13 protein-coding genes are annotated in these 10,282 nt (G+C 63.5%); 11 read left to right on the forward strand and 2 right to left on the reverse strand.

All coding sequences use genetic code 11. The features are described from left to right. The 11 genes from EOA24_RS15365 to EOA24_RS15415 form a co-directional block, all read left to right on the forward strand. Positions 1-748 (forward strand): phospholipase D-like domain-containing protein (locus tag EOA24_RS15365; protein ID WP_245501798.1); only part of this gene is annotated, 748 nt, incomplete at its 5' end. A gap of 174 nt (positions 749-922) precedes the next feature. After that, positions 923-1,126 carry a hypothetical protein gene (locus EOA24_RS15370; protein WP_189342151.1) on the forward strand — a complete coding sequence of 68 codons (204 nt, stop codon included), beginning with the start codon at positions 923-925 and terminating at the stop codon, positions 1,124-1,126. A gap of 86 nt (positions 1,127-1,212) precedes the next feature. After that, complete coding sequence (locus tag EOA24_RS15375; protein ID WP_126078065.1) at positions 1,213-1,413, forward strand: hypothetical protein; 201 nt, start codon at positions 1,213-1,215, stop codon at positions 1,411-1,413. Positions 1,414-1,557: 144 nt separating this feature from the next. Then, complete coding sequence (locus tag EOA24_RS15380) at positions 1,558-1,785, forward strand: hypothetical protein (RefSeq protein ID WP_126078066.1); 228 nt, start codon at positions 1,558-1,560, stop codon at positions 1,783-1,785. 199 nt (positions 1,786-1,984) lie between these two features. Then, complete coding sequence (locus EOA24_RS15385) at positions 1,985-2,287, forward strand: DUF982 domain-containing protein (RefSeq protein WP_126078067.1); 303 nt, start codon at positions 1,985-1,987, stop codon at positions 2,285-2,287. A 28-nt stretch (positions 2,288-2,315) separates the two neighbouring features. Next, complete coding sequence (locus EOA24_RS15390; RefSeq protein ID WP_126078068.1) at positions 2,316-2,600, forward strand: DUF982 domain-containing protein; 285 nt, start codon at positions 2,316-2,318, stop codon at positions 2,598-2,600. 336 nt (positions 2,601-2,936) lie between these two features. Continuing rightward, entirely contained in the window at positions 2,937-3,935 is a 999-nt protein-coding gene (locus EOA24_RS15395) for a L,D-transpeptidase (RefSeq protein ID WP_127409892.1), read from the forward strand. A 135-nt stretch (positions 3,936-4,070) separates the two neighbouring features. Next, the gene (locus EOA24_RS15400; protein WP_126078070.1) at positions 4,071-6,509 is read left to right on the forward strand and encodes an FAD-dependent oxidoreductase; all 2,439 of its coding nucleotides are present in this window, start codon (positions 4,071-4,073) and stop codon (positions 6,507-6,509) included. A gap of 54 nt (positions 6,510-6,563) precedes the next feature. Then, the gene (locus EOA24_RS15405) at positions 6,564-7,673 is read left to right on the forward strand and encodes a mandelate racemase/muconate lactonizing enzyme family protein (protein ID WP_126078071.1); all 1,110 of its coding nucleotides are present in this window, start codon (positions 6,564-6,566) and stop codon (positions 7,671-7,673) included. Positions 7,674-7,751: 78 nt separating this feature from the next. Next, positions 7,752-8,075: a DUF2934 domain-containing protein gene (locus EOA24_RS15410; protein ID WP_126078072.1), complete on the forward strand. Its 324-nt coding sequence runs from the start codon at positions 7,752-7,754 to the stop codon at positions 8,073-8,075. Positions 8,076-8,301: 226 nt separating this feature from the next. Then, entirely contained in the window at positions 8,302-8,586 is a 285-nt protein-coding gene (locus EOA24_RS15415; RefSeq protein WP_040980340.1) for a hypothetical protein, read from the forward strand. A 161-nt stretch (positions 8,587-8,747) separates the two neighbouring features. Here EOA24_RS15415 and EOA24_RS15420 read toward each other — a convergent pair whose 3' ends face one another. Both EOA24_RS15420 and EOA24_RS15425 read right to left on the reverse strand, forming a co-directional pair. After that, positions 8,748-9,704 (reverse strand): AraC family transcriptional regulator, encoded by a 957-nt coding sequence (locus EOA24_RS15420; RefSeq protein ID WP_127255833.1) that lies wholly within the window; start codon positions 9,702-9,704, stop codon positions 8,748-8,750. Further along, on the reverse strand, positions 9,691-9,987 hold the full coding sequence (locus EOA24_RS15425) for a hypothetical protein (protein WP_126078074.1): 297 nt from the start codon (positions 9,985-9,987) through the stop codon (positions 9,691-9,693). The genes EOA24_RS15420 and EOA24_RS15425 overlap by 14 nt, the downstream gene beginning before the upstream one ends. Between the last annotated feature and the right edge of the window lie 295 nt (positions 9,988-10,282).

Genomic DNA, 10,282 nt, shown 5'->3' on the forward strand with positions numbered 1-10,282 from the left:
GTTCACTGGCGGGGTCGGCATCGCGGACAACTGGCTGGGCGATGCGCGCAATCCGAACGAGTGGCGTGACACTCATTATCGGATTGAGGGGCCTTCGGTGGGCGCGTTCCAGGCGGCCTTCGCCGAGAACTGGCTGGAGACCGCGGGCGAAACATTGCAAGGAGAGAAGTTCTATCCGCCACCCGAACCCGCAGGCGCGCTTAGCGCCCAGCTGGTCCTGTCATCGCAACCGAACGGCTCCGAGGATATGGAGCTGATGATGCTGGCCGCGATCGCCGCGGCCAAGGATCACCTGCGCATCGGCATGGCCTACTTCGTGCCGGACGAGATCGCGCTGCAGCAGATACTCGACGCCAGGAAACGAGGCGTGGCCGTCGACGTCATCGTGCCCAATTCGCTGACCGATGTGCCCATCGTGCGAAAAGGCTCGCGGCACTTCTGGGGTCAACTGCTCGAAGCGGGCGTGCGCATCTACGAGTTTCAGCCGACGATGTATCATCCCAAACTGCTCATCGTCGATGACGTCTGGGCAAGCTTCGGTTCCACCAACCTGGACGAGCGCTCGTTGCGCCTGAATGACGAAGCCAGCCTCAATGTCTACGGCAGGGATTTTGCGCAGACGCAGATCGACTTGTTCAACGAGGACCTGAAACGGTCGAGGCAGATCAGCCTGGCGGAGTGGCAGGCGCGTCCGCTGACCGAGAAAGTCACCGATTGGCTTGCGAGCAAGCTGCACACGCAGCTTTAGGTTCGACACGAAGAGTTTCGCGCTACGATTCACCTGGGTTAGAGCGGATCATCAACAAACATGCAGGATGGTCGTGCCAAACTTTGGGGTTGGCAGGCCCGGTCGGCGGCCGTTTTGTCACGAGCATGTCCGCCGGTCGGGCATCCTTTGGTCTGGGGCACGGAGGAGGAGACAATGCCGATTACGAGACTGTCGAAAGGCGCATTCCTGCCGGACGAGGTGACCTTCCTTGGCCGCGTCCTTGAACTCAGCGCCGGCGCCGACGAAACCGAGGAGCAGCGCGAGCGGCGGGCCTTGCGCATCATCGCGAACTACATGGCGGGGATCACCGACGAGCGGGAGCTGGCTGAGCTATCGCGAAGACCGCTGGGCAGATAACGCTCCAGCGGAGCGGCCAGGCAAAGCAGGGCCGCGATGAAACTTTCGACGGTTTTTCCAGTTCGGTTGCAAGGAGGATCCTCGACATGACCGAACCCGGTGAAGGCAGTTCTCATGGGCGAATTGACGACAAGCAGCTCGTCATTCTGCTGAAGCAAAAAACCGGCATCTCCGATGCTCAAGCCAGGAGGCTGATAAAGGCCGTCGGGCGCGACCGGCCGTCGCTTTTGCGAGAAGCCCGGATCATAAGGGCGCGCGTTCAGACGTCCGCTTCAGGTCGTATGTGACCGGCGGAATGCGGCGCATGTACTACCGGCTTGCGCGACCGTGAAGGCGCTTCGCGGCTTGCGGTTTCGCAGACGGTGCCGCCAGCGGCTCATCGAAGTCCGCCGGCTTGCACGGGCGTGCCGTTTGCGCGATGCTGAACGGTCATGACCACCCAGTATCTGGACCACAAACTGGAATGCCCGTTTTGCGGCGTCATCCGTTTGAACATTCCAGCCGATGCCCAACCCGCAACGCCGATCCACTGCGCCGAGTGCGGCGAATATCTCGGCACGTGGGATGAGCTTCAAACAGACTTCGAGCAGCAAGGCGGCACGGATGGCGTTTTCCGGCTGGACGAGGGACGTATCCAAAAGCTCAATTCCAGTCGGTGAGAAGGCCGCCGCCGGCGGCACGGATGCCGGCTGATCGACTGCTCGGCGCGCCGAACATCGGGCCTGAGAAATGGGGCATGAGAGCATCCGCCAGGTCCTTGACGCTTCAAACCCGTAAACCCATATCGAAGCCGGGCGCAGACCGCCGCGGTCCCCGCCCCTATCAAACTCAAATTGTTCGTTCGACTTGGAGGATCTTATGAACGATCGGATGTTCGACAGCCCTGTTTTCGTCAAGAGCGGAAACAGCCTTGTCCAGGAGATCGCGTGCCTCGAGGACGCCCTGGAATTCCTCTATGAATGGCCGAAGAACCGGCGCGGGCCGATCTATGAAACGGCGCTGCGCGCTTGCCAGAGGGCCTTCGACAGCGGTTTTCCGCTGACGGCCGCCAGAGAGGCATTTTGCGGTTTCGCAAAATCCGCCAGAATCCATGAAGACGTGAGCACCACCTTGCCCTGGATGGTCGGCCAAGGCCGCAAGGGCGGCGGGCTGACCGCGTAGCATCGCTGCGGATCGAGGGAGTTTTGCGATGTTCGCCAAACCGTTCGAAAAACCAATCCGCGTCTGGGTAGGACTGGGATTTCCGCGTCAGTTGAACACCGTCGTGGACGCCTATCAGTTCGCCATCGACTGGTGTGGTAACAGCCCCGAGCAAAAAGCGGCCATCCGTGCCTGCAGGGCAGCCCTCGCCGGGGATGTCGATGCGGAAACAGCGAGGGGCGTTTTCGTCGCCTTCGCGCGCAAGAAGGACATCCTCATCGAGGGTGGCACCATTCCCCCCATTCTGGGAAGTGCGCGGCCGAAACATGTCTGATGTGACCGAGGCGGCGGGCAACGCCGCCTCCTTCCTCCGACAAGAAGCCAGCTTGGATAGTTGATCCCGAAATGGAGGCAACCGACGGCATGGGCGGGGGGCGTTGGGGAGCCGCCGGTTACCAGGACTGGGGGCCATTTAATCGGTCAATGCATAGGCCCTTATGCGATAATGCCACCAATGCGCGTTCATGGGAACTGCTTTCCAGCTTAAAATTCAAACGTATATGCGGGAAAGCGCACATTCACGATGACCTTCGCGCGCTGCCCGCGACAGGAACCAGATCGGACGTGCCGCGTCATAGAGACAGGTCCTTGTCGCGGTGGAGTGACGTCGATGGTCAGGTTCCTTGTTGTCGTCTGGGTGGCGCTCTCGCTCGCGTGCGGCGTCGCGCAGGCAGCGAGGCTGGAGCCCGACGCCGTCAATCAGGCGCAATTCAGCGAAGGCGAGCCCAAAGGCGTCAGCCCCATGATGCTCAAGGCGCAGGTGCTTCTGGATCGCGCCCGCTTCTCGCCCGGCCTGATCGACGGCCGCGCGTCGCAGAACTTTACCAAGGCAGTCGCGGCCTTCCAGGCAGCGAACGGATTGCCCTCCGACGGCAAGCTCACGCGGGAGACCTGGGACAGGCTCGCGGCAACCTTCGCCGGTCTCGTGATGACGAGCTATGAGACTACCGCGAAAGATGTGCGCGGCCCCTTCACCAGGCGTATCCCGGCCCGCATGGAGAGCATGGCGCGTCTCAAGCGCCTGGGTTATCGCAACGCGCGGGAGAAGCTGGCGGAACGGTTTCATGTCAGCGAAGAATTGCTGAGGATGCTCAATCCCAAAGCCGGGTTCAGCAAGGCCGGCACGGCCCTGGTGGTGCCCGATGTCGGCCGCGGCGATCCGCCTCCACAGATAGCCAGCGTCGAGGTCGACAAGGCATCGCGCCAGGTGCGCGCGCTCGATGCATCGGGCAAGGCGATTGCCGTCTATCCTGCCTCGATCGGCAGCGAGGAGAAACCGGCGCCGAGCGGCGCGGCCGAGGTCAAGCGCGTGGTGCACAATCCGACCTATCACTACAATCCGAAATTCGCCTTCAAGGGGGTGAAGACCAAGCATCCCTTCACGATCGCGAAGGGGCCCAACAATCCCGTGGGATCGGTGTGGATCGACCTCTCGATCGAGAGCTACGGCATCCACGGCACGCCAGACCCCGGCAAGATCGGCACCACCTTCTCGCATGGCTGCATCCGGATGACCAACTGGGACGCCGAGGACCTCGCCGCCATGGTCAAGCCGGGAACGAAGGTCGACTTCAAGGACGAGACCGCGCAGGATGGGCAAGCGCAGTGACTGCGGCCAGCCCGCAGGCTGCTGCATAAATCCAGCTTATCATGACCCCTAATTTTTGAAGACGTTACAGCGCCAATCACCGCCTGTAGCTTCGACCGCGGTTGTTCTCGGCTCGGTAGAAAAACTGGTGATTAGATGCAGACACATGCGCGAGTGGTGATTGTCGGCGGGGGCTGCGTCGGCGCGGGAATCCTCTATGGGCTCGCCAAGCGCGGCTGGACCGACGTGGCGCTGCTGGAGCGCACGCAACTGACCGCCGGCTCGACCTGGCACGCGGCGGGGCTGATCCCGTCCTATGCCCGCAACATCAATGTCGGGCGTATGATCAACAAGACGATTGAGATCTATGAGGGGCTGGAGGCCGAGACCGGGCAGCCGGTTGGCTGGCACAAATGCGGGCAGCTGCGCATCGCCAATTCGCGCGACCGGCTCGACGAATATAAGAGCTATATGAGCGTCGCCGAGGTGCAAGGCATGCGGGCGCAATTGCTCACGCCCGACGAGGCGCGAAAGCTCTGGCCGCTGCTCGACAACAAGGAGATGCTGGGCGCGCTCTACCATCCTGACGACGGCCATATCGCGCCGGCCGACGTGACGCACGCCATGGCCAAGGGCGCGCGCGATCTTGGGGCAAAAGTCTATCTCAACACCGAGGTCACCGGTTTCAAGCGGACCGCCGGCGGCGAGTGGCTCGTCCAGACGAACAAGGGCGACATCACCTGCGAGCATGTGATTTGCGCCACCGGCAACTACGCGCGCCAGACCGGCGCGTTGCTCGGCCTCGACATCCCGGCGATCCCGATCCTGCACCAGTACTGGATCACCGAAGCGGTGCCGGAAGTGGTGGAGCGCAAGCGCGCCGGGCGGCCCGAAATGCCGATCCTGCGCGACGAGGGTTTCGAAGGCTATCTGCGCGAGGAAGGCGACGGGCTGATGTTCGGGCCCTATGAGCGCACCGAGCACCTCAAGCTGTTCGCCGAGGACGGCGTTCCCGCCTGGTTCGGCGCCGACCTGCTGGAAGAGGATTTCGAGGCGGTGTCGTGGAACTGGGAGCAGGCCTTGCGGCTGGTCCCGGCGCTCGGGCGCGTCGGCATCAAGGCCAATGTGCGCGGGCCCTTCCAGATGACGGCCGACGAGCTGCCCTTGATGGGACCGGCCTGGGGCCTGCCCAATGTCTGGCTCGCCGAAGGCGTGCCGGGCGGAATCCTGTGGGGCGGGACAATAGGCTATTATCTGTCGGAGCGGATCGTCGAAGGCGGCAACAGCCTCGACACGTCCGATCTCGATCCGCGCCGCTTCGGCGACTACGCCAACAAGGAATGGACGCGCCAGAAGGTGCGAGAGGCCTGGGGCACCCATGCCGAGCAGAAATATCCGGGGCAGGACATGCCAGCAGCACGGCCGCAGAAGACGGCACCTTCCTACGACCGGCTGACGGAGCTCGGCGCGGTCTGGGGCGTGCTCAACGGCTGGGAGATGCCCAACTGGTTCGCGCGCGACGGGGTCGAGGCCAAGGACCAGTATAGCTGGCGCTGGACGCCCAAGGGCAACCTCGTCGGCGAGGAGGTGCTGGCGGTGCGCAACGCCGTCGGCCTGGTCGAGATGACGCCGATGACCAAGTTCGAGGTGTCGGGGCCGAATGCCGTCCGATGGCTGGACCGGATCATCGCCAACCGTCTGCCCGCGGTCGGCAAGGTGACGCTGGCGCACCATCTGACGGCCAATGGCGGCGTGCAGGCGGAGTACATGGTGGCGCGTCTCGGCGAGGATCTGTTCTACCTGATCTCGACGCCGCGCGCCGAGCGCTGGAATTTCGACGATCTGTCGAGGCTGCTGCCCGCCGACGGCAGCGTAAGCCTGAAGAACGTGACGAACGACCGCGGCTGTTTCACGGTCGTTGGCCCCAAGGCTCGCGAGGTGCTGCAGCGGCTGACGGAGATCGATCTTTCGAACGAAAGCTTTCCGTGGTTCGGCGTCAAGACCGGCAGCGTGGCTCTTGCCAGCGACGTACGGCTGCTGCGCGTCAACTATGAAGGCGAGCTTGGCTGGGAGCTGTATCACCCCCTGCCCTACCAGCGGCAATTGCTCGACGCGATCCTGAGAGAGGGCGAAAAGCACGGCATGCGACTGGTCGGGCTGCATGCGCTGGAGTCGCTCAGGCTCGAGAAATCCTATCGCGCCATGTACCGCGACATGAACCCGGAGCTCAACGCGCTGGAGAGCGGGCTGGAGCGCTTCATCCGTCTCGACAAGGGCGACTTCGTCGGGCGCGACGCGGTGCTGAAATACAAGGAGCGCAACGACCAGCGCCGCTCGGTAACGCTCAGGATCGACACCGACGGCGCCAGCACCTTTGCCAATGAAGGGCTCTACAGCGACGGTAAGCTGGTCGGGCGCATCACCTCGGGCGGCTATGGCTACGCGGTCGGACATGACGTGGCGCTGGCGCTGCTGCCCGAGCGTTTTGCCAGGCCCGGCACCAAGCTCGACGTCGCGATCCTGGGCGACTGGAAGGTCGCCGAGGTCATCGCGGATTCGCCTTACGACCCCACCTCGGCCAGAGCGCGGATGTAACAGGCGGGGCCTGCAACGGCCCGTTGCCGACCTGTCCTTCGGAGTGAAGCCCGTATGCGCATCGAGCGGATCAACGTCTATTCGGCCCAATTGCCGGTCAGAGGCGGCGTCTACCGCATGGCCAGCGCCGATGTGGAGGCGCTGGACTCCTCGCTGGTCGAGATCATCACCAATGACGGGCTCACAGGCTGGGGCGAGACCTGCCCGATCGGCCCGGTCTACCAGCCGCATCACGCGCTGGGCGCGCGCGCCGCGATCGCCGAAATCGCGCCCGGCCTGATCGGTGCGGAGGTTGCCTCGATCAGGCTGCTTGCGAAGCGGATGGACGAGCGGCTGAACGGCCACGGCTATGCCAAGGCCGCCTTCGACATGGCCTTCCTCGATCTGCTCGGGCAGAAGCTCGGCGTGCCGGTCTCGACGCTGTTGGGCGGGGCGCTGACGGATCGCGTGCCGGCCTATTATTCGCTGATCGTCGGGGAGCCGGAGGAAACGGCAAGGATCGCCGCCGACAAGGTGAAGGCCGGCTATCCGCGCCTGCAGGTGAAGATCGGCGGGCGCAATCTCGAGGAAGACGTCGCCGTCGTCCACAAGGTCTGGGAAGCGGTCGGCTACAAGGCGCGGCTGGCGGTCGACGGCAACCGTGGCCTGACGGTGGCCGCCGCGCTCCATCTCGACCGGCTCTGCCAGCAAATCCCCTTCGTTTTCGAGCAGCCTTGCAACACGATGGAGGAGATCGCGACGCTGAGAGGCCGCGTCACGCATCCCGTCTATCTCGACGAGAGCACCGAGGACCAGAACGCTGTGCTCAGGGCGATCTCGATGGGGATTGCCGACGGCTTCGGCTTCAAGGTCACGCGTCTCGGCGGGCTGACCAGGATGACCACCGTGCGCGACCTTTGCGCCATCCGCTCGCTGCCGCATAGCTGCGACGACGCCTGGGGCGGCGACATCATCGCGGCAGCCTGCGTGCACCTAGCCGCCACCGTCGAGCCGCGCCGCATGGAAGGCGCCTGGATCGCGCAGGAATACATCAAGGGCCATTTCGACCAGGAGCACCCGGTCGTCATCAAGCAAGGCCATATCGCCGTGCCGCAGCGGCCGGGGCTGGGCGTGAAACCCGAGCCCGGCATGTTCGGCAAGCCGGTGGCGATATACGGGCCGTAAGCCGGTCGATCACTTCGTGAACGGTACGGATCGTTCCGCCCTGTTCCGCGTTCTTGTGACACGCAAGGAGGAACGGCGATGGACGACGATCGGACCGAGAAGATCAGGCAGCGCGCCTATGAGATCTTTCAACGTGAGGGCGGCATCCTCGGCAATCACGAACGGCACTGGCAACAAGCGGAGATGGAGATCGACCGCGAGGCGGCCCTGCCGCTGACCGCGGATGACGCGCTGCCCGAAACGCGCGAGATCGACAGCGCGGATGTGTTGACGGTGGAGGCGCTTGCCATGCGCACAGGCATTTCGGGCGACGAGGCGCAGGAGCTGCTCGACCGACTGGGCAACGATCGCGCGGCGATCGAGCAAGCGGCGCGAGATCTGAGCGCGAAGCGGCGCAGCTGACGAGCCGGCAACCAACCTATCCGCGGTGAGAACCACGGGCATGCCCAGGATACGTCCCCCGGCGTCTGCGCCCCGGCGTGCACTAGCAGGTACGCTGGTCGCGCTTATCCTCATCCTCGTGATGGGATGGGCAGCGCTTCGTTGAGCAGCGCTCGCTTTTCGCTCCGTTCCCGGAACCCTCAGCCGCATCAGAGGTTCACCCCTGTACAACCACAGGAGATGCATCATGGACCACACCAGCCACGTAAGACTGACCAATGCCGAGCTCACGCCCGACATCCTCGAAGGCGCGACCATCTACGGCCCCGATGACGAGAAGATCGGCTCGGTCGACCACCTGCACGGCAGCCAGGTCGTGATCGATGTCGGCGGCTTTCTCGGCATCGGCGCCAAGCCGGTGGCCGTCACCGCCAGCCAGCTCGATTTCATGCGCGACGAGGACGGCGACGTCCACGCCGTCACCAGCTGGACGAAGGACCAGTTGAAGGCGATGCCGGAGCATCGCGACTGAGCGGCGCGAAGCAGCTGGCGCTCGGGGGCTCCACCTGGCGGCCGTGCTCAACGAGACGCTGGCGGTGGAAAAATAGCCGCCGCGCAGAAACCAGGCTGCGGGCAAACAAGCCGATGCGCGGCATCGGGTGAAGATGGCAACGAACCCCGGCTCTTCAGCCGCTATCGCCCTTCGGTCAAGGCACGAACTTCCGTCGGCGTCATGCCGTAGCGCAGGCGGAACTGCCGATAGAAGGTGGATGGCTCGTTGAAGCCGACCTCAAAGGCAATGTCGGCGATGCGCCGCAGCAACTGTCGGCGGTCGGTGAGGCAGCTATGGACATAGGCGAGCCGCTCCCCGTTGACATAGTCGGAAAAGCTTGTGCCCTCCCCGGCAAAGAGCTGGCGGACATAGCGCTCGCTGATACCGAACTTGCGCGATATCTGCCCGGCGTTGAGCCCGGGATCGGTCAGATTGCGGGCGATGTGCTGCTTGATGGCCGCAAGTCTTGCGGCGCGGACACCAGGGGGATGCGTATGGGCCTCCATCCCACCGAAGGAAACGGCAAGAAGGTCGGTGATATGGCGGGAAGCAAGAGGCGCGAGCGTCTCGGGCTCCTCGATATGCAGGAGCGACCAGAGGTAATCGAACAGCAGTCGGTGGGCCGGGAGCGTCCGGCCGAGACTGTCGGGACGCACATCATCGAGGTTCTTCACCAGCGGGACCAGCAGCGAGCGCTTGAACTGAAGCGCCATGGTCCATTGCGAATCCTCGCTGGCGACCGAGTAGCGGCGGTCCATCGGCAGGATCGCCGCGGTGCCGGGATCGGTGCTGAAATCGCCACGCCCAGGCATGGTGAAGCGGTAGCCGCCCTTGTTCCAGGATAGGATGATATCGTCGTTGCCGTCGGCCATCAGCCCGCTGTTGCGCTCCCAGACCATGGGAGAGACGTTGCCCTTGGTGAGATTCATCTCGGGCAGGATCAGGGTGCGGGCAGAGAATTTGAGAGGCGTGTCGGCCCGCGGCGTGATGTCCAACCGCATCTGGATGCGACCGTAGAAATCGCGAATGAACTCGTCCCGTTGATCTTCGGGAATGTCGTCCGCCGAGAACATGGCCACCCGATCAGCGCTCGCCATCGTGCTCCCTGTCGAAGACTGCCTGGGGTTGGACGGCGCCTGCCCGCAATTGGCCTTTGCCTGTCCGTTGGCGCTTGAGAAACACCATTTCCGCCCTGGTTTGAGCCCGAATCCAGAATGGCCTCTCAGCTTTCGGAAAGTGAGTTAAGTGTGACAAATTTGCAAGACAGAAATTCCGGAACAACAACTGTTCCGTTATTGCAATTTTGACTTCCGTATCCGCCACACGCACCCGGATTTTCTCTGCTAGCGGTGCGTTGAAGGGGTGGTACTCGATTTTCATGTCCGCAATGCGCGGACATGTCTTCGCAGATTGGCTGACGGCCCCGGAGCCCGCTCATGCATGGGCGGGAAGGAATGTGGACGCAATTTCGAAACTGGCAATTCAACGAGGAACGTATCCGATGAAGATCATACCCACGTCCATGGCCGCCATGGCGATCGTTCTTGCCACCGGCAGCGCTTTCGCGGCCGATGCGCTCGCCCCGGAAGCGGCCCCGATGCCGCCGACTGAGGAGAGCTTCAGCTGGACGGGGCCCTATCTCGGCGGGTTCGGTTCGTTTGCGGTTGGCGACATG

It is taken from the genome of Mesorhizobium sp. M2A.F.Ca.ET.039.01.1.1 (assembly GCF_003998035.1).
GTDB lineage: Bacteria > Pseudomonadota > Alphaproteobacteria > Rhizobiales > Rhizobiaceae > Mesorhizobium.

Coding starts and splice junctions, on each gene's coding strand:
- EOA24_RS15385 (WP_126078067.1), top strand. CDS start 1,985: ATGAACGATCGGATGTTCGACAGCCCTGTTTTCGTCAAGAGCGGAAAC.
- EOA24_RS15370 (WP_189342151.1), top strand. CDS start 923: ATGCCGATTACGAGACTGTCGAAAGGCGCATTCCTGCCGGACGAGGTG.
- EOA24_RS15420 (WP_127255833.1), bottom strand. CDS start 9,704: ATGGCGAGCGCTGATCGGGTGGCCATGTTCTCGGCGGACGACATTCCC.
- EOA24_RS15390 (WP_126078068.1), top strand. CDS start 2,316: ATGTTCGCCAAACCGTTCGAAAAACCAATCCGCGTCTGGGTAGGACTG.
- EOA24_RS15375 (WP_126078065.1), top strand. CDS start 1,213: ATGACCGAACCCGGTGAAGGCAGTTCTCATGGGCGAATTGACGACAAG.
- EOA24_RS15380 (WP_126078066.1), top strand. CDS start 1,558: ATGACCACCCAGTATCTGGACCACAAACTGGAATGCCCGTTTTGCGGC.
- EOA24_RS15410 (WP_126078072.1), top strand. CDS start 7,752: ATGGACGACGATCGGACCGAGAAGATCAGGCAGCGCGCCTATGAGATC.
- EOA24_RS15415 (WP_040980340.1), top strand. CDS start 8,302: ATGGACCACACCAGCCACGTAAGACTGACCAATGCCGAGCTCACGCCC.
- EOA24_RS15400 (WP_126078070.1), top strand. CDS start 4,071: ATGCAGACACATGCGCGAGTGGTGATTGTCGGCGGGGGCTGCGTCGGC.
- EOA24_RS15405 (WP_126078071.1), top strand. CDS start 6,564: ATGCGCATCGAGCGGATCAACGTCTATTCGGCCCAATTGCCGGTCAGA.
- EOA24_RS15395 (WP_127409892.1), top strand. CDS start 2,937: ATGGTCAGGTTCCTTGTTGTCGTCTGGGTGGCGCTCTCGCTCGCGTGC.
- EOA24_RS15425 (WP_126078074.1), bottom strand. CDS start 9,987: ATGAAAATCGAGTACCACCCCTTCAACGCACCGCTAGCAGAGAAAATC.